Genomic DNA, 21,578 nt, shown 5'->3' on the forward strand with positions numbered 1-21,578 from the left:
AATTTTGAATAATAACGATGACCGAACTAACCATTAACCACACTTTAGATACCCTAGGGCTACGTTGTCCTGAACCCGTAATGCTTACTCGCAAAACCATTCGCAATATGGCAGATGGTGAAGTGTTGCTAATTATTGCTGACGATCCTGCAACTACTCGTGATATTCCGAGTTTTTGTCAATTTATGGATCATCAGCTATTAAAAAGTCAAACAGATACTAAGCCGTATCAATATTGGGTGAAAAAGGGGCTAGACCACCTTTAAACTTTTTGTAATTTCAAATCTATCATCTAAAAATTCTTTCTTCAGACGAGATATTTCTCCAAGTATCTCTTCTTCAGAAGATAGAATATTATCATCTTTACGTAATAGTTGATTATGTGCTGTTAAAATAGTACGTACATATTTTTCCCACTGTTTCTCTGGAATTTTCTGTACATATGCAGATAAAAAGAGTAATTCAATATTAGAATAATAAATCCCACCACCTGACACAGGACTTGCCAGATAGTTAACGTTATTAAAAGCAAAAGGATTATCCAATATAGCTCGGTTAAATTTCTGGCAGGAATTTGTAGCTGCTTCTATTGTTTCAGCCGATTGAGTAATGACAACTTCTTTTCGAGCTACTAATAGGGCAATTATTCTAAATAATGCATTTGGAGGCATATCCCCTTTTAAGGCTTCACACAAAGATTCTAACGAGTGAATCTTATAATCAGATAATTTTTCAATAATAGGTTTTAATAATTCTTCTTTAAATTCCGTTTGTCGGTAGTTTTTAATCGTGGTCGAAATTTTTGTTGTAGATGAAACAAGTAATATATTTAATTTCTTCCATTCTTTCTCTCCTTGTTGATTAGTAAGTTGAGATTTTCCTTTAACCCAATAATCACGGCGGAATTGTTTATTTAAAATAAAGTCTTTTGCTGTTTGAAATAAAGAAGGATCTTGAATGCTAGATAATAATTTTTGTTGCTCTTCATCAAATAAAACCTCATCAAAATCATCTAAATAAGAAACGGAGCATGCGTAACTTAATTTAGCTTGTTTCAAGCAGGATTCAATTTCTGAAAAATACATTGGATACCAATTCTGATTAGTAAATTCATGAATGACGTAATTAGAATTTTGTTCTTTGATCTGTTCAACTTGTTCCAACAAATAAGGTGAGAGAGAAAGGAGACTATTACTCACTGAAAGCATATTCTTTGTATGTTCTAATGCTGATTTAATCGCTTGATCTTTTGATTCTAGAGTAGCAGATAATTTACTATAGTATTGATTTAATAAATATCTAATTGGTGATTTTCCTGCCCATCCTGGTAATGTGTTATAGCTAATATAGACTACACCACCTACTTTTAATTTACGTTGAATAAAATCAACGATAGTTTCTCTATTTTGTGGTGAAATCCAAGACCAAATACCATGTAGAGCAATAAAATCAAAATCAGGTAAGTCATCTCGATGACAAAATTCGGCAAAAGATTGATCTGCAATAACGACTTTATCTGGATTGCCTTGGTTTGCTAATTGTTGAGCAAAGAACGCATGAGAAGGATTAAAATCAGTCCCGTACCATTTTACTGTTCCTGCTACTGCATGAATATTAAGCGATACACCAAACCCAAAACCTAACTCACACGCATTAATGACTTTTGGCGGCTGTAAATTTGCTATTAAGAATGGACAAATTAATTGGTGGCTATTTAATCCATCGTAATAACCTGTCGTATAATTAATATCATTAACATAACCTTCTGACCAATTTGTTAGCATTGCTCCTCCTTATTACTTGATTCTTACATGGTAAATATTCTACATAGGGTTATCATTTATTTTCATAATTCTGCTAATGGTTAACGTCTTTCATCATCAAAATCATCATCTTCGTCATCGAAAAATTCGCCGTCATCACCATATTCATCTTCATCACTGTTCGGATCTTCAAAATAAGTTCCCCAGCCTTCGTAGACCGCACCCGATTTTTCGATTAACGGCAGTAGCTCTTTTTGTTGAGCGGTAATAAGTTCCGCATCTAGTTTAATTTCGCTGACAATATCGCACACAAACACAAGATCGCCATTCTCTTCTTCCACTTCTTCCGCTTCAGAAATCTCATAGCCCAACTTATAAGCATCTACCACTAATTTTTCGAGTTTATCGAAATCGTGGTGAGCAACGTGGTGTTCGATAATATAAAGGGCTTCAGGATCGCTGCCATCGTCTAATAAAGATTTGATGATTTCATCGGTTTCTTGGCGTAATTCGGTTAAGTTGTACATAAGATTAGCCCTCTTGGGTTTGTGTAAAAATTTCGGCGAACCAACTATCTAATTTAGTCGCAAGTTTATCAATACCAATACGATTTAACGCAGAATAGGCTTCAACTTGCACATCGCCTTGAAACGGTAAAATTGCTTCACGCACCATTTTGACGGTTTTGCTTCTCGCACTTTGGCTAAGTTTATCCGCTTTGGTAAGTAGCAATAATACAGGCAACTTCGCAGATACCGCCCACTCGATCATCTGCTGATCGAGATCTTTCAACGGGTGGCGAATATCCATTAAAATCACTACGCCCCGTAAACATTCACGTTTCTGCAAGTATTCACCTAAAGAACGTTGCCACTGAAGTTTCATCTGCTCAGGCACCGCCGCATAACCATAGCCTGGTAAATCGACTAATTTACAATTTGGTTCTACTTCAAATAAGTTAATTAACTGCGTACGCCCTGGGGTTTTAGAGGTACGAGCCAAGTTTTTTTGATTAGTTAAGGCATTTAATGCCGTCGATTTCCCTGCATTTGAACGCCCTGCAAAGGCAATTTCCACGCCACTGTCTTCTGGTAAATGGTGAATATCAGGTGCAGAGGTTAAAAAATGGGTTTTGTGGTAGTTAAGTTTTATTTCGGTCATTTTGTATTTGTTTGTTATTAAAATTTGTAAACGCCCCTCTTTGAAAAAGAGGGGCTGGGGGAGATTTAAAAAACAGTTTTGTAGGGTGGGTTTTAACCCACCAATAAATTCAAGAGATTACAACGGAATGGTGGGTCAAGACCCACCCTACAATTATTTAAATCTCACACTCAATCCTTTCTCACCATATTGATTAGCTTCAGGATTTCCTGCAAAAACACCCCATTCCATCACTAAAATCGTTCCGATAAACATCGGCATCATAATGCCTAGCACAAATGCCATTGTTCCTTGCGATCCCAATGAACTGAGATAACACAATATCGGCACCGCAACCATAAACAAGGCTTTCGCCGAACGATTACGGTCGTGTAGGCGTTTAACGATCACTGCAGATAAACTGTAAAGTGAAAGGGTCAAGGGTAGAACGCTAATCCAACTGAAAGCGGTCGGATTTAAGATAAAATTTGCAAAAATAAACAAAAATGCAAAATTAATCCCAAAGCCGATCCAAAAGCCTTTGCGGTTTAACCTTCCGTGAAAAGAAAATAATGCTTTATGCCAAATCATTACTGCAATGCCTTTTCAATTTTTTCAAACAAATCACGAGCAAGATTATCTAAACCTTTCAAACGCTCTAAGCCGCGACGCATCAGGGTTTGACGTTGAGTGTCATAGCGAGAAAGTTTAATTAACGGCTCAATTAAGCGTGCCGCCACTTGCGGATTGCTTTCGTTCATCTTAATCAACATATCGACTAAGAAACGGTAGCCAGAGCCGTCAATAGCGTGGAATGCACTTGGGTTTTGGCTTGCAAATGCCCCAACTAATGAACGTACACGGTTTGGATTTTTGAAGTTAAAACTTGGGTGCGTTAATAAATCTTGCACAATTTCAAGTACATTTTCATCTGGGCGTGTTGCCTGTAAAACAAACCATTTATCCATCACTAAGCCATCGTGTTGCCATTTTTGTTCAAAATCGGCAAGAAGCTGATCTCGGCAAGCAAGTTGTGCTTTGGTCGAAGCTGAGAGTGCCGCCAAAGTATCCGTCATATTGTTTGCTTGATGATAATGTTTGTGTACCAAGGTATTCCCTACTTCAGTAAAGGCAAGGTAAGACAAGCAGACATTGCGTAATGCACGTTTTGCCAAATCCTCGGCAACCACACGGTATTCCGTTAATTTATTTTGGTTGTAAACGACTAAGAAGTGATCTTTTAGTTCATCAGCAATCGCTTGTTGCATAAAGTGACGTACAGCTGCAATACCCGTAGGGTCGATCACTTTAAACAACTCCGCAAATTCCGTTTCTTTTGGCAAGGTTAAGGTTAAAGCGGCAAGTTCTGGGTCTTTATTTGCATTGTCGATCACAAAGGTGAGCGCTTCTAACAGACCTTGTGAGAATGCCATTGCTTCGCCCTGTTGGTAACGACTTAGATTTTCACGCAGCTCATTGTTAAACAACATTTGTGCCACGTCCCAACGCACAAAATCATTCTCAGCAAATTTCAAGAGCGTTAAAAGCTGTTCTGTTGAATAGTCATAATCTAAACGCACAGGGGCTGAGAAATCACACAACAGTGCAGGCACAGGGCGTTGTTGCACATTGTGGAACTCAAAGGTTTGATGTTCGTGGACCACATCTAACACATCACTGACAGTTAATAATTCGTGTTGTAACTTGATTTTCTTACCATCTTGACCATATAACGCTACTTTCAACGGAATGTGTAAATTCACTTTCTCTAGCTGATCAGCGGTTGGTGGTGTGTTTTGAGAAACGTGCAAGCGGTAAGTATGACGTTTTTCATCATATTCATCAGCAATCGTTAATTCAGGCGTACCCGATTGACTATACCAACGGCGGAACAGATCTAAATCAACTCCCGAAGCACGTTCCATTGCAGACACAAAATCTTCACAGGTTGCCGCCGTGCCATCATTTTCTGCCACATAGAGTTTCATTCCTTTTTGGAAACGCTCTTCGCCAAGTAAGGTATGGATCATACGAATAACTTCCGCCCCTTTTTCATAGACGGTAACTGTATAGAAGTTATTCATTTCAATCACTTTTTCAGGGCGAATAGGGTGAGCCATCGGGCTTGCATCTTCAGCAAATTGTACCGCACGCAACAAACGCACATCTTCAATCCGTTTTGCCGATCTTGACCATAAATCTGAAGTAAACTCTTGGTCACGGAAAACCGTCAAACCTTCTTTTAAACTGAGTTGGAACCAGTCACGGCAAGTAATACGGTTGCCCGTCCAGTTATGGAAATACTCGTGAGCAATCACCGCTTCAACATTCAAATAATCATCGTCCGTTGCAGTTTGCGGATTAGCCAGCACAAATTTCGAGTTAAAAATGTTTAACCCCTTATTTTCCATTGCCCCCATATTAAAGAAATCGACCGCCACGATCATATAAATATCTAAATCGTACTCTAACCCAAAACGCTCTTCGTCCCATTTCATCGAACGTTTTAAACTCTCCATCGCCCAAGTTGCACGATCAAGATTTCCACGATCCACATAGATTTCAAGGGCGACTTCACGTCCGCTCATCGTGATAAACTTATCTTGCAACAGGTCAAAATCCCCTGCGACTAAGGCAAATAAATAGCTTGGTTTGAAGAACGGATCTTCCCACTCCACCCAGTGACGACCATCGTCCAGCTCCCCTTGAGCAATACGGTTGCCGTTAGAAAGCAGGTATGGATATTTACTTTTACAAGCGGTGATTTTGGTGCGATATTTTGCAAGCACATCAGGGCGATCAAGCATATAAGTAATCTGACGGAAACCTTCCGCTTCACATTGCGTGCAGATCCCTTCGCCTGATTGATATAACCCTTGTAGTGACGTATTTGTTGATGGATTGAGTTTTGTCTGAATTTCCAGCTCGAATTGATCCGCAGGGAAATCGGCTAAATTTAAAGTCAAAGCCTCATCATCTTTTTGATATTCTTTGAATGGCTCGCCATTAAATTTAATCGATAAAAATTCAAAGCTATGCCCATCTAAACGTAACGTAGTCGCTTCTGCATTTTTACGCATGACCGACAACGTCGATGTGACAATCGTCTGCTCAGGATCAAGCTGAACATCAAGATAAATTTGATGAATCGTAAAATCAGGCTGACGGTAATCTTTTCTAAATTTTGCTTTAGGTTGCATAGCTTTTCCCTTAGGTTTTTTGAATATGGAAAGGATAAGAGTATTTGTCTTTAAGTGCAATCAAATTTAAGATCTTGCCCCAAAAATCGCCGTACCAATACGCACCATTGTCGAACCGCATTCAATTGCACTTGGCATATCATCAGACATTCCCATTGATAGCGTATCAATCCCTTCAAATTGAGATTGTAATTGAAGAAACAGTTCATTCATTTGAGCTAAGGCGATTTTCTGTTGCTCAGGCTCACTTTCAGGCTTCGGAATTGCCATTAAACCACGCAATTTCAAACGTGGCAGTTGGCTAATTTGAGTGGCTAATTCTAGCATTTCTTTCGCAGAAATACCCGATTTAGATGCTTCATCACTGATATTAATTTGAATTAAAACATTCAGTACAGGCAGGTGTTCAGGACGTTGCTCGCTTAAACGTTGTGCAATTTTGAGCCTATCTATCGTTTGTACCCAGTCAAAATGCTCCGCCACTACACGCGTTTTATTCGATTGTAATAAACCGATAAAGTGCCATTCTAATGTGTCGTTCTCCGCAAAATGCTGAATTTTTTCAATACCTTCTTGCACATAATTTTCGCCAAAGGCACGTTGCCCTGCTTCAATGGCTTCGGCAATGGCTGAAATGGGTTTAGTTTTGCTCACCGCAAGCAGTTTAACACTCTGTTCAGGGCGATTAGCTTGCTGACAACATTGTTGAATTTGTTGAGAAATTATCGCTAAATTTTGAGAAATCGACATTGGCTACTCCAAAAGGCTATAATGGGCAAGATCATAAAACTCCACTTAACTGAAATCAAGGATACTTATGCAAAGACTAACAAAAATTAAACTTGTGATTACCGATGTGGACGGTGTTCTTACTGATGGTAGCCTTTATTACACCGAAAATGGCGAAGCATTAAAATACTTCAATGTGAAAGACGGTTTAGGGATTAAAATGCTCCTTGCTTGTGGTATTCAAGTTGCCGTGCTATCGGGCGGTGACACCCCGATTTTACGCCGTCGCATCAAAGATTTAGGCATTCCCCTTTTCCAACTTGGCAAAATGTCTAAGCGAGATGCTTGTTTTGAATTAATGCAACAAGCGGGGGTTTCAGCCGAAGAAACTGCATTTTTAGGCGACGATACGTTGGACTTGCCTGCATTTGAAGTCTGTGGACTAGCGGTTGCCGTGGGCGATGCCTTTGATTATGTCAAAAATCAGGCAGATTTAGTCTTAACACGTAAAGGCGGACATTCCGCATTCCGTGAGCTTTCCGATATGATTTTAAAAGCTCAAGGCAAAGAAGAAGTTTATGCTACTGCTGATGGGTTTATGAAAGTGGTGCATGAAATGCTACAATAAATAATATCCTGTGGAATTTTAGATAATTAATTGAAAAAGATGAGCCAACAAGACAAACAAAATTTAATTTGGATCGATCTCGAAATGACAGGGCTTGATCCTGAAAAAGAGCGAATTATTGAGATTGCTACCATTATCACCGATAAAGATCTGAACATTTTGGCAGAAGGCCCTGTGCTTGCCGTATATCAACCCGATGAATTATTAAATAAAATGAGCGAATGGTGTGTGAAAACCCATACTGCAAATGGGTTGGTTGAGCGTGTGAAGCAGAGTAAATTAACCGAACGTGCTGCCGAATTACAGACATTAGATTTCCTGAAGAAATGGGTGCCGAAAGGGGCTTCGCCGATTTGTGGTAATAGCATTGCACAAGATAAGCGTTTCCTTTATAAATATATGCCGAATTTGGCGGATTACTTCCACTATCGCCATTTAGATGTGAGTACATTAAAAGAGCTTGCGAGCCGTTGGAAGCCTGAAATGCTTAAACAATTTAGTAAGAAAAACAGTCACTTAGCTTTAGATGATATTAAAGAGTCCATCGAAGAGTTGAAGTTTTATCGTCACCATTTTATTAATTTAGATTAACAATAATGCAATCATTTTATTTTGCGACCGAAGAAGAAATGCTTAATTTTGGTCAGCGTTTTGCCCAGCAACTTCAACGCTATTTAGACAATCATAATGAAAAATCCGTTGTGATTTATCTAAACGGAGAATTAGGGGCTGGAAAAACGACACTGACACGTAGCATTGTGAGGGCTTTTGGGCATAATGGGAATGTAAAAAGTCCAACTTATACTTTAGTTGAAGAGTATCAGCTTCCCCCTTATGCTTTATATCATTTTGATTTATATCGTTTGAGTGATCCTGAAGAGTTGGAGTTTATGGGAATTAGGGACTACTTCCGTCCACAAACGGTTTGCTTACTAGAATGGGCAAGTCGGGGGGAAGGAATGATCCCATCTGCGGACTTTATTATTCAAATTGACTATGCAGAAACAGGGCGAAATCTAGCTCTTATGCCTCAAAACAACTCAGCAAAACAGATTGTAGATTATTTAGAACATCAGACCGCTTAGGGTAATACTATGCAGAAATTACGACATTATGTTTGTTTTACGGTAATGAGTTTATTTCTTGCTCTTTCCGCACAAGCAAAATTAACCATTGCCATTGATGCTGGACACGGGGGCAAAGATCCAGGGGCTATCGGTAAAAATTTAGGGGTTAAAGAAAAAGAAGTGACTTTAGCGATTGCCAGAGAACTAAAGGCGTTGTTAGATGCAGATCCAAATTTCAAGGCAGTAATGACACGCAATGGCGACTATTTTATCCAGTTACCTAATCGAACTGAAATTGCTCGTAAAAATAAGGCACATTATCTAGTGTCAATTCACGCTGATTCTTCACCAAGTTCAGATAATCTAAAAGGGGCTTCGGTTTGGGTTTTATCTAATCGCCGTGCAAATGATGAATTAGGAAAATGGTTGGAAGATCACGAAAAGCAATCGGAATTATTAGGTGGGGCAGGTTCGGTTTTAGCAAATAATAATGAACGTTACTTGAACCAGACAGTGCTTGATCTGCAGTTTTCTCACGCACAGCGTTCAGGTTATGAGTTAGGTAAAACAGTCTTAGACAAACTGCGAAATGTTACGCAATTAGCAAAAAGTTCGCCACAACACGCCAGCCTTAGCGTATTGCGTTCCCCTGATATTCCTTCAATTCTAGTGGAAACAGGCTTTTTATCTAATGCAACGGAAGAACAACGTTTAGCTACAAAGGCTTATCGCCGTCAGATTGCAAAGGCGATTTATCAAGGATTAATTGCATATAAAAATAGATTACCAAAACAGCCAAATCAAATAGCAGTTAATGATGAAAAATCAACCAAGAAATCGAAAGCTAAAAAAAAGGTAGAGAATCGCTCTAAAGAAGATAAAAAAGCTAAAGCAGCGGTGACTTCGCCTAAGGAAAAAACTAAAGAGAAAGCAAAAATAACGACGAAAACTAAGCAAGAACAATCGTCTAAAGCGTCAGAAAAAACGGTTAATCTCAATGCGAAATATCATGTTGTCCAGAAAGATGAAACACTTTATTCCATTGCTCGCATGTATAAAACAACACCTGAAAAATTGAGGCAGCTAAATGGTTTAAAACAAAATAAAATCTTTGTAGGGAAGAAGCTGCAAGTAAAGTAAATCAATATAGTAGAGTATAAAATTTAAAACTGGATATGGGAACCTAGACAAAATAGTAGATAAATAAGCATGATATTTAAAGAAAAGCCGATTATTTCTAATCAGCACGGAGCATTAGTGATGGCATTTGTACCATTTATTTATGGTATTTCTGCTAGCCATTTTGTAATGAATCATTTTTGGCTTGGGCTTAGCTGGCTTTTTACTTATCTCTTTTCCCATCCTTTTTTCTCCGTCGTTAGCAAAAAACAAAATGAAAAATATAAACGCTGGATGATTATTTATGCCGTATTTAGCGGCATATTTATATTTCCCGTACTCTTAAGTCATTTTTCTATTTTGCAATTTATAATCCTAATCCTGCCGCTTGCAGGGGTCCAAATTTACTATGCAAAACAAAAAGATGAACGAAACTTAATCAATGATATTGCAGGTATTTTAACCTTCGGCATAATTGGAATGGCAAGTTTCTATTTAGCAACAAACCAATATAATTTTGAGATTTTACTCCACCCTACGTTATTTTTTATTGGGACAACAATTTATGTAAAAAGCGTTGCTCGAGAGCGGAAAAATCCTCTTTACTGTAAGTTCAGTATAGGACTTCATTGTATATTTATCTTTGTTTATCTCGCCTTAGGCGATTATGGCATTAGCTTTGCCTATTTCATTGGGTTAATTAGAGCGGTTATTGTGCCAAAAAGAAACTGGAAAATTAAACAAGTCGGCCTATTTGAATTTTTAGTGATATTTGTTTTTACACTAGGGCTGATCTACTAAATGTATTAACCTAATAATATCTGTTATTTCTCTTTCCAATATCCAATCCATTCTTTCAGGGCGTGCATATTGCTATGTAATGCTCCTGATTGTGGGATAAAGTAAAATACATTTAATCCATAGGTTTCAGGCATTTTTCCTGCTCCAACACTTGCAGGTAATATCTTAAAACCTTCTCGCTCAAATAGCATTCTTGCTCGTTGCATATGCCACTGGTTTGTCACTAGCACAATCTTATTAATACCTTCTTTTTCTAAAATCGGTTTAGAAAACTTCGCATTTTCAGCCGTCGTTTTGGCTTTTTCTTCCAACCATTGTGTTGGAATATGGAAAAATTGTTCGAGCTCTTTTTTCATGACGGCAGCTTCTGAAGTCCCTTTTGGGCTACTTCCCGTAATTAATAAAGGTAAGCCCGTTTCTTTTTGTAAAAAAGCAGCATAACGTACCCGCTCTAATGCTATTTCGCTGATCGCTAATTTGCCAAATAACTCTTTACTATCACGCAAGCCACCACTAAGTAAAACGATAGCTTGAGCCGATTTATAATCTTCAATACTAAGGTTATCTTCCGTTACCAGAGAATCATGCAATTTTTGCGAAGTATAGGGAATACTGAAAATATAGAGCATTGCTACACCTAAAAAAGTTGAGAGATAACCTAATTTTTTCCATTTTAAGCGGAAACAAATTAAAGAAAACAACCATAAAATCAGAATGTTAAATGGTGGAAGAATGACCGCAGTAATAAATTTTGTGATAGCAAACATAATGAGTAGGCAATTTTGTCAAGTAAGTAAAAGAGATTTATTATTCCTCATTCCTTTTCCGTTGTCTATTGTTTAACTCGCTCTTTAAAATTAAAATGGCAAGTCTTATTAACCATATTACTAGCGGTTAGATTTATGAAAAAAATTGCAATTATTCCAGCCAGAGCAGGCTCGAAAGGGATTAAAGATAAAAACTTACAATTAGTCGGTGGAATTTCGCTCGTAGGCCGTGCAGTTCTAGCGGCAAAAGAGTCTGGAATGTTTGACTTAATCGTTGTCACTTCAGACGGCGAACGTATTTTACAGGAAGGTGAAAAATATGGTGCAACACCACTACTTCGCCTTGCTGAATTGGCTCAAAGTGATACTCGTTCTATTGATGTTATTTTGCACTGTTTAGAAACCTTAAACATTCGTGAAGGCATTGTCGCTCATTTCCAACCAACTAGCCCACTTCGCAATGCGTTAGATATTCGCAATGCGATGGAAATCTTTTTAGGTGGAAAAAGTAAGTCTGTGGTATCCGCTTGTGAATGTGAACACCACCCGTATAAATCATTTGTTTTAAATGGAGATGATATTCTCCCGATGAATGAAATCAAAGATTTTGAAGCACCACGTCAGCAATTACCAAAAGCATACCGTGCGAATGGGGCGATTTATATCAACGATATCGCCAGCCTACTTCAAGAAAAATACTTTTTTATTCCACCTGTGCGTTTCTATTTAATGCCAACCTATCGCTCAGTCGATATTGATACCACATTAGATTTGCAACTGGCGGATAGCTTGATTGAGAAAGAGATGCAATGAGAGCCATCAAAAACAGTGCAGTTTATTTAATCGGTGAACTGACTTCACGGGAAATGCCATTTTCCAAGCCTTATTAGGTGTTCAGCTGAGCATTCGACAGTGTCAAAAACAGGCGATTTCCTATGCCATTTTGCTCTTTGGAGCTATCTGTTTATTTTTAGCCTTTAATTTTGCAGAAAATAAATATGTACAACACGCTTTAGAGCCTTTAATCAATGTTATTTACGGCTATGGTTTAGTTAGTTCATCTACGGATAATCTCGTTCAAAATCATCTTTATATCCCTGAATTAAAACAGATTTTAATTGGTGATGGGCATTATTTCTATCCACAAGGTGGCTACTACGGCAAAACAGACTCTGGTTTTTTACGCCAAACATTATATGGCGGATTTATTTATCTCTCTGTTTGCTTCTTATTTATGTGTTACTTCGTACGAAAAGTGGCAATAAATTGGTTTGACGGTAGTTGGATTTTTATCTTATCTACCTTACTTATTCTCTCAATTTTAAATGTAAAAGCCGATGCCTATGCTTTCCCTGGCATTATGTTAGTGTTATTAATGTTTTTATCTTTATTTGGCAATGAAGGTAAAAATAAAATTCTATTTTTAAATAACAAGACAGAAAATGTTTAGTATTATTATTCCTTCTTATAATCGAAAAAATGAAATTCCTGCATTATTAACAAGTTTGGAATATCAAACGGAATATAATTTTGAAGTGATTATTGTCGATGATCACTCTGTTGAGCCAGTAGAAATTAAACATCTCTACCCATTTCCTGTCAATGTGATTAGGAATGAACAGAATTTAGGAGCAGCAGAAAGTCGTAATGTAGGAGCAAGATTTGCTGAAAACGAGTGGCTACTCTTTTTAGATGATGATGATCGTTTTGCTCATCCAAAATGTGAAATACTGGCAAAAACAATTAATGAAAACCCGACGATTAATTTTATTTATCACCCTGCTGAATGTGTGATGGTAAATGAAGGGTTTAGTTATATCACTCGCCCCTATGAAAATGAACAAGCGGTCACTTTAGAGAATATTTTACTGGCAAATAAAGTAGGTGGAATGCCGATGATTGCGATTAAAAAATCATTTTTCTTTGCAGTCAATGGATTATCAACGGATTTAAAATCTCTAGAAGACTATGATTTTATTTTGAAAGTGATTTCTCATAACCAGTTTAAACCAAAACATGTTTCTCAAGCCTTAACAACCTGTACTTTCCATACTAAACGAGCAAGTGTATCGACAAATACACAAAATACTGAATTAGCGATTGAAGCTATTAAACAAAAATATGTAAAAACAGATATTCAACAAAAAAACTTTGCTTTTAATTCATTATATATGCTTTCTTACCCACATATAATGAATTTATCTCGTAAAGCGGCTTGTTATTATTGGCAGATGTTCTTACAAAGTAAAAATATTAAACATTTGGTGATTGCTACTCTAATATTTATTTCACCAAAACTTGCAATCAATATGAAAAGGTTTATTTAATGAAATTTTCCGTATTAATGTCCTTATATTTTAAGGAAAAACCAGAATATTTAACCGAATGCTTTGAAAGTTTAAAAAATCAAACGGTTCAAGCGGACGAAATTGTTATTGTATTTGACGGAGCTATTACCCCCGAATTAGAACAAGTTATGCAAAATTTTGCGGAGATCTTACCGCTTAATATCGTTAGACTTGAGCAAAATCAAGGGTTAGGAAAAGCACTCAATCATGGCTTAATCCACTGCATAAATGAATGGGTATTCCGTATGGATACGGACGATATTTGTATTCCAGAACGTTTTGAAAAACAGATTGCGTTTATTGAACAAAATCCCGATACCATTATTTTTGGCGGACAAATTGCTGAATTTGGCTCAGATATTAATGATATTGTCAGCTATCGTCGTGTGCCAACAGAAACCAAAGCCATCGTAGAGTTTACACAGAAACGTTGCCCATTTATAATCATATGACGGTCGCCTACCAAAAAAGTGCCGTGCTTGAATGTGGTGGCTATCAAGACCTACAAGAAGATTACTATCTCTGGATTAAATTGGTTGCATTAGGCAAAAAAGTGGCGAATTTACCCGAAATTTTGGTTTATGCCCGTGTTGGAAATGGTATGGTCGGTCGCCGTTGTGGTATCGCTCAGGCTAAGGCAGAATGGCGTTTATTTAAATTAAAACACCAAGTGGGTATGCAGAATATCGTTTCAGGTTTTATCACTTTTACTATGCGAGTGATACCGAGATTGTTGCCAACAGTCTTACTTACTCAGTTTTATAAATTACTTCGTAAATAAAAGGTGTAATATGTTGTCTATACAAGATTTTTCAAATAAAAATAGTTGCTAATATTTAGAGAAAATAAATATTAGCAACTATTTTGTCTACCATGCCGATTATTCCTTATGAAGAGCGATAAACATAGTTAATTATTCTGTTTTAAGCGATAACGTCTATCCATCATACAAAGTATGCCACCTATCGCCATAAACAATCCACCGAACCAAATCCAACGGATAAACGGTTTGTAGTATAAACGTACGCCCCAAGAGCCATCTTCTAAACGTTCACCTAAGGCTGCATAGAGATCTCGACTAAATCCCCAGTCAATCGCAGCTTCAGTCATACCCATTTTACTGACATTGTAAAAGCGTTTTTCTGCGTGTAGTGTGGCTTCATATTTACCATTTCGATGAATTTCAATATCCGCTGTGCCACCAATATAGTTTGCCCCATTTGAGTCACGAATACCCTTGAAGGTAAAGTTGTAATCTAAAATTTCAACTTTGTCGCCTACATTCATTCGTACATCTTTTTCGATACTGTAATTTTGGCTAAAGGCAATACCAAACACAGTCATTGCAACCCCTAAATGAGCCAACACCATCCCCCAATGGGAACGAGAAAGTTTCAAAATGCCTTGCAAGAAACTATGACGATGCGTTGCTCGTTGATGTAGTTCATACAAACTCAATGCCACGATAATGATGGACATCATTGTCCCTAATACCACGCTGACAGTAATTTTGCTGGCAAAAAGATAAGGTAAGCCAAAGCCAAGCAATACCATTACGGCTAATGAAATGAGGACTGGCTTACGGATAGCAGAAACCTGATCTCGACGCCATTTTACAAGCGGTCCAATTCCCAATAAAAATGCAAAAGGCACCATTAAGATCATAAACATCTGATCGAAGAAAGGCGCTCCGATAGAAATTGTCCCTAAACCAATTTGTTTATGAATTAACGGTAAAATCGTGCCTAAAAAGACCACCGATAAGAACGCCATTAATAGTACATTATTGAGTAATAACATTGACTCTCGTGAGTAACGTTCGGAATTGTCTAAGCTCTTGATTTTACTGCCTTGATAAGCGTAAAGCAGTAGCGAACCGCCAATAACCACCACGAGATAAGCCAAAATATATAAGCCCCGAGTTGGATCAGAAGCAAAAGCGTGAACCGATACCAAAATCCCTGAACGCACTAAGAATGTGCCGAGTAAGCAGAGTGAAAAAGCAAGAATAGCTAGCAAGACCGTCCATGCTTTGAAAGTACTACGTTTTTCCGTGACCGCTAAAGAGTGAATTAATGCAGTACCTGCAATCCACGGCATTAACGAGGCATTTTCCACAGGATCCCAGAACCACCAACCGCCCCAGCCAAGCTCGTAATATGCCCACCAAGAGCCAAGTACGATACCTAATGTTAAAAATACCCACGCTGCCATAGTCCAAGGACGTGACCATCTTGCCCAAGCAGTGTCAAGACGACCTGTCATCAACGACGCAATAGCAAAAGCAAAGGCAACAGAAAAGCCCACATAGCCCATATACAGTAACGGAGGGTGGAAGATTAAGCCAACATCTTGCAACATCGGATTAAGCTCTCGACCATCAACAGGAAAATCAGGGAAAGTTCGGTTAAACGGGTTAGAAGTAAACAGAATAAAGACTAAAAAGCCAATGCTAACCAAGCCCATTACCCCCAATACACGAGCGATGGCTTCTTCAGGCATTTGTCGGCTGAATGTCGCAACGGCAACGCTCCAAAGGGAAAGTAGCCAAATCCAAAGCAACAAAGATCCTTCGTGAGAACCCCAAACAGCGGAAAGGCGATACTCTAACGGTAACGTACTGTTTGAGTTATTCACCACATACTGCACAGTAAAATCATTGACCGCAAACAGATAAAAAAGCGAGCCAAACGAGATTGATAATGCTAAAAAAACCGCCCACGTCATCGGACGAGCCAATGCCATCAGACTAGCATTTTGTTTATGAGCGCCAACAAGCGGTAAGATCGCCAATAAAATTGCCAATGCGAGAGCAAGAGCAAGGGTATAGTTACCTAATTCAGCAATCATTTATTTTCTCCAAACGGCTGAGAGATCTGCGTTGCATCACGTTCTGATTTTCCTTTGAGATCTGCTTCTGAAATCCCCATCGGCTGATGTTGCTTTTTCATCTGTTCGCCTAATTCAGGTGGCATATAGTTTTCATCGTGTTTAGCTAACACTTCGGTTGCTTTCAGTTTTGTCGGCTCAACTAAAGTACCTTGTGCCACAATCCCTTGCCCTTCACGGAATAAGTCAGGCAAAATCCCTTCATATTCCACCTGAATTGCAGGCCCAATATCATTGAGATCAAAGGTCACTTTAAGGGTCTTGTCATCACGTTTTACCGACCCATCAACCACCATACCCCCTACACGAATACGTTGCCCAACTTCAGGCTTGGTTTCCGGGTCATTATTTTTACCATAGATAATCTCTGATGGCGTATAGAATAAGTCAATGTTTTGGCTTAACGCATATAAGGTTAAACCAACAGCAACAGCAAGCCCACTTAACACTGCCATCACCACTTTCAATCTAGATTTGCGTCTTGGGTTCATAAAAATCCCTTAGTAATCACTCAAAAAGAAATAAAAAATTCAGGTGCTATCCTAACAAAAAATCTGATAAGAATCGTTAAATATTCGATTATTTTATTCTTTAGTATATAAAAATCATGTCTACCCTAAGACAGGAAATGGTCGAACATTCTCTAATTGAGAATGTATTTGATTAGGTACGGTTGATCCTAAAGTCCAAGAAATTATACTGCCTCTTTCGATGTTACTTGTGTACTTTAGGGGATGCCAAACATAGAGAGAAGCAAGAATTGCTTGTTTTTGAACATAAATATAGGTAGAAATAACCGCACCTTATTGTTATAAGTTGCGGTTATTTTTTTGCTACTTATAAGGCTTTTAAAATGTCGTCCACACGTTCTTTTGCATCACCAAATAACATTTGGGTATTTTCTTTAAAGAATAGTGGATTTTGTACGCCGGCATAACCTACTGCCATTGAGCGTTTGAACACGATAACATTTTGTGCTTTCCAAACTTCAAGTACTGGCATACCTGCAATCGGGCTGTTTGGATCGTCCATTGCCGCTGGGTTTACTGTGTCGTTTGCACCGATAACCAAGACTACGTCAGTATCTGCAAAATCATCATTGATTTCGTCCATTTCTAATACTACATCGTAAGGCACTTTCGCTTCAGCAAGCAATACGTTCATATGACCTGGTAAACGTCCTGCAACCGGGTGAATACCAAAGCGAACATTGACGCCACGGTCGCGTAATTTCTGTGTGATTTCAGCAACAGGATATTGTGCTTGTGCCACTGCCATACCGTATCCTGGCGTGATGATCACAGAGCTTGCATTTTTAAGTAATTCTGCCACTTCTTCTGCGGTAGTTTCACGGTGTTCACCTTGTTCTTCATCTGAGCTGACTTGAACATCGTTACCAAAGCCACCTGCGATAACGCTGATGAATGAGCGGTTCATTGCTTTACACATAATGTAAGAAAGGATTGCACCTGAAGAACCTACTAATGCACCGGTTACGATTAGCAAGTCATTGCTTAACATAAAGCCTGCTGCTGCGGCTGCCCAACCTGAATAAGAGTTAAGCATAGAAACAACCACTGGCATATCCGCACCGCCGATAGAAGCCACTAAGTGCCAACCGAAGGCTAGAGCAATTGCAGTCATCACTAACACAGGGAAAATATTTTCTGGGTTATTTAAGAAAGCAACCATTAATAATGCAGAAACTACAAGTGCCGCAAGGTTTAATTTGTGGCGGTGTGGCAACATTAATGCTTTTGAATTGATAATGCCGCGTAATTTACCGAAAGCAACCACAGAACCTGTGAAAGTGACCGCACCGATGAAGATACCAAGGAATACCTCAACATTGTGGATATTTTGTAGCACTGGATCTGTTTCGTGTGCAAGACCGTAGCTGTTAAAGCCGACTAATACCGCCGCTAAACCTACGAAGCTGTGAAGAATTGCCACAAGCTCAGGCATTTCGGTCATTTCCACTTTTAATGCTTGACGAATACCGATAGCACCACCGATTGCCATTGCGATTAAAATCCAAATGGTTCCTTGTGATTGTGGTCCAAAAATGGTTGCGATAAGGGCAATGGTCATACCCACAATGCCGTACCAACAACCTGCTTTTGCCGTTTCGTGTTTAGAAAGCCCTGCAAGGCTCATAATAAAGAGAACGGCTGCGACAATATATGCCGCTTGTACTAAACCTAAAGACATACTCTTTCTCCTTAACCTTTTCTAAACATTGCTAGCATTCTTTGGGTAACTTTGAAGCCACCGAAGATGTTGATGCTTGCCACTAAAATCGCAATAAAGGCAAGTACGCTGATAAAGAAGCTGCCTTGAGAGATTTGTAGTAACGCACCGACAATGATAATACCTGAAATCGCATTGGTTACTGCCATTAATGGCGTATGTAATGCGTGGCTGACGTTCCAAACTACATAGTAACCCACTACGCAAGAGAGAACGAAGACGGTGAAGTGAGATAAGAATGCTGCAGGTGCAACAGAAGCTAACCACAAGAATGCGATCACCGCTAAGGCTAACAAGCCATATTTAATGCGTGGATCTGCCGGTTTTTCTTCTTTTTTCTCCGCAGGTTTTGCTGCCGCTTTTTGTTGTGGCTGTGCAGATACTTGAATTGGTGGTGCTGGCCAAGTGACTTCGCCATCACGGATTACGGTAACGCCACGCAATACTACATCTTCAAAGTCGATATTGATGTTGCCATCTTTCTCTTTGCAGAGTAATTTCAAGAGATTGACTAAGTTGGTGCCGTAAAGTTGAGATGATTGAGTTGGTAAACGACCTGGTAAATCAGTATAACCGATAATTTTTACTTGGTTTTCTGTGGTAACCACTTTACCTGCTTGGGTTAATTCGCAGTTACCGCCCGTTGCAGCCGCTAAATCCACAATCACCGAACCTGGTTTCATTGTGGCAACCATCTCTTTGGTAATTAAGCGTGGGGCTGGTTTGCCTGGGATAAGTGCGGTGGTAATAATAATATCCACTTCTTTTGCTTGTTCAGCATAGAGTGCTAATGCACGGCGGTTAAATTCTTCCGACATCACTTTTGCATAGCCATCACCGCTGCCACCTTCCTCTTTAAAATCAATTTCAAGGAAACTTGCACCCATTGATTGTACTTGTTCTTTTACTTCAGGACGAGAGTCGAACGCACGCACGATGGCACCAAGGCTGTTTGCTGCACCAATTGCGGCTAAACCTGCAACGCCTGCACCGATCACAAGTACTTTCGCAGGTGGCACTTTACCTGCGGCGGTAATTTGACCTGTAAAGAAGCTACCAAATTCGTGAGCGGCTTCAACAACGGCACGATAACCAGCAATGTTCGCCATAGAACTTAAAGCATCTAGGGCTTGCGCACGAGAAATACGCGGCACTGCGTCCATCGCTAACACATTGATTTTCTTTGCAGAAAGTTTTTGCATTAATTCAGGATTTTGAGCAGGCCAAATAAAGCTCACAAGCGTTGCCCCTTCCTTGATTAATGCAATTTCAGCATCGGTTGGTGCATTGACTTTAAAAATAATGTCTGCATTCCAAACGGCTTGTGCGTTGCCGATAGTCGCACCTGCTTGAGCGAAAGCATCGTCTTCAAAACTTGCTTTAAAGCCAGCATTTTCTTCAATGATGACTTCAAAACCAAGTTTCTTAATCTGTTCTACGGTTTTTGGCGTTGCTGCCACACGAGTTTCACCGTCTAACAGCTCTCTTGGTACACCAATAAGCATAAAGACTCCTGTAGGTTGGTTAAAATAATAATGAATTAAAACGTTGCAAATGTACCATTTATTTAACTTTTTGGGGGATTTTTTTCACGTTTATTTTGAAGAAATCTTAAAATCATTTAACCGATTTTTTACAAGCGGAGGATTTCGTAATAAAACTTGCAAAAGATAAATTATTCGTTGGAGTTATTAGGACTTTTTTGCTATATTTATGCCCAATTTTTTGCCCTAAGTCTATGGGCTTATTTCGCTTTTAACTAAATTTAATGGATCCCTTTTATGTTTAAGAAATTTCTAGGATTATTTTCAAACGACCTTTCAATTGACCTTGGTACTGCAAACACGTTAATTTATGTAAAAGGGCAGGGTATCGTGCTTGATGAGCCGTCAGTAGTTGCGGTACGTCAAGATCGTGCTGGTTCATCAAAAAGTATTGCAGCAGTAGGTAGTAATGCAAAATCAATGCTAGGTCGTACACCAAAAAGCATTTTGGCTATTCGTCCGATGAAAGACGGGGTGATTGCTGATTTCTATGTGACAGAAAAAATGTTACAGCATTTTATCAAACAAGTGCATAGCAATAACTTTATGCGTCCAAGTCCTCGAGTGTTAGTGTGTGTACCAGCAGGGGCAACTCAAGTAGAGCGTAAGGCAATTAAAGAGTCGGCGATTGGTGCTGGTGCTCGTGAAGTTTATTTAATTGAAGAGCCTATGGCTGCTGCGATTGGTGCAGGCTTACCTGTAGCAGAAGCTGCTGGTTCAATGGTAATTGATATTGGCGGTGGTACAACAGAAGTTGCGGTACTTTCATTAAACGGTATCGTTCATTCTGCTTCGGTGCGTATTGGTGGTGATAAATTAGATGAAGCAATCATCGCTTACGTTCGCCGTCACTATGGTTCTGCGATTGGTGAAACAACTGCAGAGCGTATCAAAAAAGAGATAGCAACAGCTTATATTCAAAATCAAGATGAAATTCGCACAATGGAAGTTCACGGTCACAATCTTGCAGAAGGTGCGCCTCGTACATTCGTGTTAAGCTCAAAAGAAGTGTTAGAAGCGATTGAACAACCTTTAACAGGCATTGTTGATGCAGTAAAAGGGGTTCTAGAGCAATGTCCACCAGAGTTGGCTGCCGATATTTTTGAACGTGGAATGGTATTAACAGGTGGCGGTGCTTTATTACAAAATCTTGATGTATTACTTTCAGAAGCAACGGGCGTGCCTGTTATCGTTGCCGAAGATCCATTAACTTGTGTAGCTCGTGGTGGCGGTAAAGCACTTGAGATGATCGATATGCACGGTGGCGATCTCTTTAGTGACGACAACTAATTCAACCTTGAGTTATTAGCATAAAAATGGACAATATCAACGG

At 39.0% G+C, this 21,578-nt stretch carries 20 protein-coding genes and 2 pseudogenes; 11 read left to right on the forward strand and 11 right to left on the reverse strand.

The window, feature by feature from the left end:
* Window positions 1–17: 17 nt before the first annotated feature.
* Window positions 18–266 carry a sulfurtransferase TusA gene (tusA, locus tag J1G47_RS10080; protein WP_005710491.1) on the forward strand — a complete coding sequence of 83 codons (249 nt, stop codon included), beginning with the start codon at window positions 18–20 and terminating at the stop codon, window positions 264–266.
* Here tusA and J1G47_RS10085 read toward each other — a convergent pair.
* From J1G47_RS10085 to J1G47_RS10110, 6 genes are all read right to left on the reverse strand, one after another.
* The gene (locus tag J1G47_RS10085) at window positions 252–1,784 is read right to left on the reverse strand and encodes a class I SAM-dependent methyltransferase (RefSeq protein WP_005710493.1); all 1,533 of its coding nucleotides are present in this window, start codon (window positions 1,782–1,784) and stop codon (window positions 252–254) included. The genes tusA and J1G47_RS10085 overlap by 15 nt on opposite strands.
* An 80-nt stretch (window positions 1,785–1,864) precedes the next feature.
* Window positions 1,865–2,290, reverse strand: a complete 426-nt coding sequence (rraB, locus tag J1G47_RS10090; RefSeq protein WP_005710495.1) for a ribonuclease E inhibitor RraB — start codon at window positions 2,288–2,290, stop codon at window positions 1,865–1,867.
* Window positions 2,291–2,294: 4 nt separating this feature from the next.
* Window positions 2,295–2,924, reverse strand: a complete 630-nt coding sequence (yihA, locus tag J1G47_RS10095; RefSeq protein WP_021110443.1) for a ribosome biogenesis GTP-binding protein YihA/YsxC — start codon at window positions 2,922–2,924, stop codon at window positions 2,295–2,297.
* Between the two features lie 153 nt (window positions 2,925–3,077).
* Complete coding sequence (locus tag J1G47_RS10100) at window positions 3,078–3,494, reverse strand: DUF805 domain-containing protein (protein WP_010786013.1); 417 nt, start codon at window positions 3,492–3,494, stop codon at window positions 3,078–3,080.
* The gene (pepN, locus tag J1G47_RS10105; RefSeq protein ID WP_160428496.1) at window positions 3,494–6,103 is read right to left on the reverse strand and encodes an aminopeptidase N; all 2,610 of its coding nucleotides are present in this window, start codon (window positions 6,101–6,103) and stop codon (window positions 3,494–3,496) included. Before pepN ends, J1G47_RS10100 begins: the two co-directional genes overlap by 1 nt.
* A 66-nt stretch (window positions 6,104–6,169) precedes the next feature.
* Window positions 6,170–6,853, reverse strand: coding sequence for a YggS family pyridoxal phosphate-dependent enzyme (locus J1G47_RS10110; RefSeq protein ID WP_026916808.1), 684 nt, complete (start codon window positions 6,851–6,853; stop codon window positions 6,170–6,172).
* Between the two features lie 67 nt (window positions 6,854–6,920).
* Between J1G47_RS10110 and J1G47_RS10115 the strand changes: the two genes are divergently transcribed.
* The 5 genes from J1G47_RS10115 to J1G47_RS10135 all read left to right on the forward strand — a co-directional run bounded on the left by J1G47_RS10115 (window position 6,921) and on the right by J1G47_RS10135 (window position 10,447).
* On the forward strand, window positions 6,921–7,460 hold the full coding sequence (locus J1G47_RS10115; RefSeq protein ID WP_005710504.1) for a KdsC family phosphatase: 540 nt from the start codon (window positions 6,921–6,923) through the stop codon (window positions 7,458–7,460).
* A gap of 39 nt (window positions 7,461–7,499) precedes the next feature.
* Window positions 7,500–8,051 carry an oligoribonuclease gene (gene orn, locus J1G47_RS10120; protein ID WP_010786010.1) on the forward strand — a complete coding sequence of 184 codons (552 nt, stop codon included), beginning with the start codon at window positions 7,500–7,502 and terminating at the stop codon, window positions 8,049–8,051.
* A gap of 5 nt (window positions 8,052–8,056) precedes the next feature.
* Window positions 8,057–8,545 (forward strand): tRNA (adenosine(37)-N6)-threonylcarbamoyltransferase complex ATPase subunit type 1 TsaE, encoded by a 489-nt coding sequence (gene tsaE, locus J1G47_RS10125; RefSeq protein WP_005710509.1) that lies wholly within the window; start codon window positions 8,057–8,059, stop codon window positions 8,543–8,545.
* Between the two features lie 9 nt (window positions 8,546–8,554).
* Window positions 8,555–9,667 carry an N-acetylmuramoyl-L-alanine amidase gene (locus J1G47_RS10130; protein ID WP_160404643.1) on the forward strand — a complete coding sequence of 371 codons (1,113 nt, stop codon included), beginning with the start codon at window positions 8,555–8,557 and terminating at the stop codon, window positions 9,665–9,667.
* Window positions 9,668–9,739: 72 nt separating this feature from the next.
* Window positions 9,740–10,447, forward strand: coding sequence for a YwiC-like family protein (locus J1G47_RS10135; RefSeq protein WP_160404663.1), 708 nt, complete (start codon window positions 9,740–9,742; stop codon window positions 10,445–10,447).
* Between the two features lie 23 nt (window positions 10,448–10,470).
* Here the strand turns inward: J1G47_RS10135 and J1G47_RS10140 are convergent, their stop codons facing one another.
* Window positions 10,471–11,214, reverse strand: a complete 744-nt coding sequence (locus J1G47_RS10140) for a YdcF family protein (protein ID WP_005710515.1) — start codon at window positions 11,212–11,214, stop codon at window positions 10,471–10,473.
* A 135-nt stretch (window positions 11,215–11,349) separates the two neighbouring features.
* Between J1G47_RS10140 and J1G47_RS10145 the strand changes: the two genes are divergently transcribed.
* The 4 genes and pseudogenes from J1G47_RS10145 to J1G47_RS10160 all read left to right on the forward strand — a co-directional run bounded on the left by J1G47_RS10145 (window position 11,350) and on the right by J1G47_RS10160 (window position 14,343).
* Window positions 11,350–12,027: an acylneuraminate cytidylyltransferase family protein gene (locus J1G47_RS10145; protein WP_207326618.1), complete on the forward strand. Its 678-nt coding sequence runs from the start codon at window positions 11,350–11,352 to the stop codon at window positions 12,025–12,027.
* A gap of 127 nt (window positions 12,028–12,154) precedes the next feature.
* Window positions 12,155–12,664, forward strand: a pseudogene (locus J1G47_RS10150) (hypothetical protein); the annotation flags it as partial.
* Window positions 12,657–13,541 (forward strand): glycosyltransferase family 2 protein, encoded by an 885-nt coding sequence (locus J1G47_RS10155; RefSeq protein WP_207326619.1) that lies wholly within the window; start codon window positions 12,657–12,659, stop codon window positions 13,539–13,541. The pseudogene J1G47_RS10150 and the gene J1G47_RS10155, both read left to right, overlap by 8 nt.
* Window positions 13,541–14,343 (forward strand): annotated as a pseudogene (locus J1G47_RS10160) (glycosyltransferase family 2 protein). The gene J1G47_RS10155 and the pseudogene J1G47_RS10160 overlap by 1 nt, the downstream one beginning before the upstream one ends.
* Window positions 14,344–14,471: 128 nt before the next feature.
* Here J1G47_RS10160 and J1G47_RS10165 read toward each other — a convergent pair.
* From J1G47_RS10165 to pntA, 4 genes are all read right to left on the reverse strand, one after another.
* A complete protein-coding gene (locus J1G47_RS10165) occupies window positions 14,472–16,412 on the reverse strand; it encodes a heme lyase CcmF/NrfE family subunit (protein WP_026916814.1) in 1,941 nt (646 codons plus the stop codon).
* Window positions 16,409–16,942, reverse strand: coding sequence for a cytochrome c maturation protein CcmE (gene ccmE / locus J1G47_RS10170; protein WP_160414774.1), 534 nt, complete (start codon window positions 16,940–16,942; stop codon window positions 16,409–16,411). Before ccmE ends, J1G47_RS10165 begins: the two co-directional genes overlap by 4 nt.
* Window positions 16,943–17,288: 346 nt before the next feature.
* On the reverse strand, window positions 17,289–18,662 hold the full coding sequence (pntB, locus tag J1G47_RS10175) for a Re/Si-specific NAD(P)(+) transhydrogenase subunit beta (protein ID WP_015940120.1): 1,374 nt from the start codon (window positions 18,660–18,662) through the stop codon (window positions 17,289–17,291).
* An 11-nt stretch (window positions 18,663–18,673) separates the two neighbouring features.
* Entirely contained in the window at window positions 18,674–20,206 is a 1,533-nt protein-coding gene (gene pntA / locus J1G47_RS10180) for a Re/Si-specific NAD(P)(+) transhydrogenase subunit alpha (protein ID WP_021114578.1), read from the reverse strand.
* 276 nt (window positions 20,207–20,482) lie between these two features.
* Between pntA and J1G47_RS10185 the strand changes: the two genes are divergently transcribed.
* On the forward strand, window positions 20,483–21,535 hold the full coding sequence (locus tag J1G47_RS10185) for a rod shape-determining protein (RefSeq protein WP_005710531.1): 1,053 nt from the start codon (window positions 20,483–20,485) through the stop codon (window positions 21,533–21,535).
* The last annotated feature ends 43 nt before the right edge of the window (window positions 21,536–21,578 follow it).

Origin of the sequence: Glaesserella parasuis, assembly GCF_017352235.1 — a bacterium.
Taxonomy (GTDB): Bacteria; Pseudomonadota; Gammaproteobacteria; order Enterobacterales; family Pasteurellaceae; genus Glaesserella; species Glaesserella parasuis.

What these genes read in the sequence shown, in the direction of transcription:
- J1G47_RS10185 (WP_005710531.1), top strand. Translation starts at nt 20,483, where the DNA reads ATGTTTAAGAAATTTCTAGGATTATTTTCAAACGACCTTTCAATTGAC.
- J1G47_RS10145 (WP_207326618.1), top strand. Translation starts at nt 11,350, where the DNA reads ATGAAAAAAATTGCAATTATTCCAGCCAGAGCAGGCTCGAAAGGGATT.
- J1G47_RS10110 (WP_026916808.1), bottom strand. Translation starts at nt 6,853, where the DNA reads ATGTCGATTTCTCAAAATTTAGCGATAATTTCTCAACAAATTCAACAA.
- J1G47_RS10130 (WP_160404643.1), top strand. Translation starts at nt 8,555, where the DNA reads ATGCAGAAATTACGACATTATGTTTGTTTTACGGTAATGAGTTTATTT.
- J1G47_RS10115 (WP_005710504.1), top strand. Translation starts at nt 6,921, where the DNA reads ATGCAAAGACTAACAAAAATTAAACTTGTGATTACCGATGTGGACGGT.
- tsaE (WP_005710509.1), top strand. Translation starts at nt 8,057, where the DNA reads ATGCAATCATTTTATTTTGCGACCGAAGAAGAAATGCTTAATTTTGGT.
- yihA (WP_021110443.1), bottom strand. Translation starts at nt 2,924, where the DNA reads ATGACCGAAATAAAACTTAACTACCACAAAACCCATTTTTTAACCTCT.
- J1G47_RS10140 (WP_005710515.1), bottom strand. Translation starts at nt 11,214, where the DNA reads ATGTTTGCTATCACAAAATTTATTACTGCGGTCATTCTTCCACCATTT.
- J1G47_RS10085 (WP_005710493.1), bottom strand. Translation starts at nt 1,784, where the DNA reads ATGCTAACAAATTGGTCAGAAGGTTATGTTAATGATATTAATTATACG.
- tusA (WP_005710491.1), top strand. Translation starts at nt 18, where the DNA reads ATGACCGAACTAACCATTAACCACACTTTAGATACCCTAGGGCTACGT.
- J1G47_RS10100 (WP_010786013.1), bottom strand. Translation starts at nt 3,494, where the DNA reads ATGATTTGGCATAAAGCATTATTTTCTTTTCACGGAAGGTTAAACCGC.
- J1G47_RS10165 (WP_026916814.1), bottom strand. Translation starts at nt 16,412, where the DNA reads ATGATTGCTGAATTAGGTAACTATACCCTTGCTCTTGCTCTCGCATTG.
- orn (WP_010786010.1), top strand. Translation starts at nt 7,500, where the DNA reads ATGAGCCAACAAGACAAACAAAATTTAATTTGGATCGATCTCGAAATG.
- pepN (WP_160428496.1), bottom strand. Translation starts at nt 6,103, where the DNA reads ATGCAACCTAAAGCAAAATTTAGAAAAGATTACCGTCAGCCTGATTTT.
- J1G47_RS10155 (WP_207326619.1), top strand. Translation starts at nt 12,657, where the DNA reads ATGTTTAGTATTATTATTCCTTCTTATAATCGAAAAAATGAAATTCCT.
- pntA (WP_021114578.1), bottom strand. Translation starts at nt 20,206, where the DNA reads ATGCTTATTGGTGTACCAAGAGAGCTGTTAGACGGTGAAACTCGTGTG.
- ccmE (WP_160414774.1), bottom strand. Translation starts at nt 16,942, where the DNA reads ATGAACCCAAGACGCAAATCTAGATTGAAAGTGGTGATGGCAGTGTTA.
- rraB (WP_005710495.1), bottom strand. Translation starts at nt 2,290, where the DNA reads ATGTACAACTTAACCGAATTACGCCAAGAAACCGATGAAATCATCAAA.
- pntB (WP_015940120.1), bottom strand. Translation starts at nt 18,662, where the DNA reads ATGTCTTTAGGTTTAGTACAAGCGGCATATATTGTCGCAGCCGTTCTC.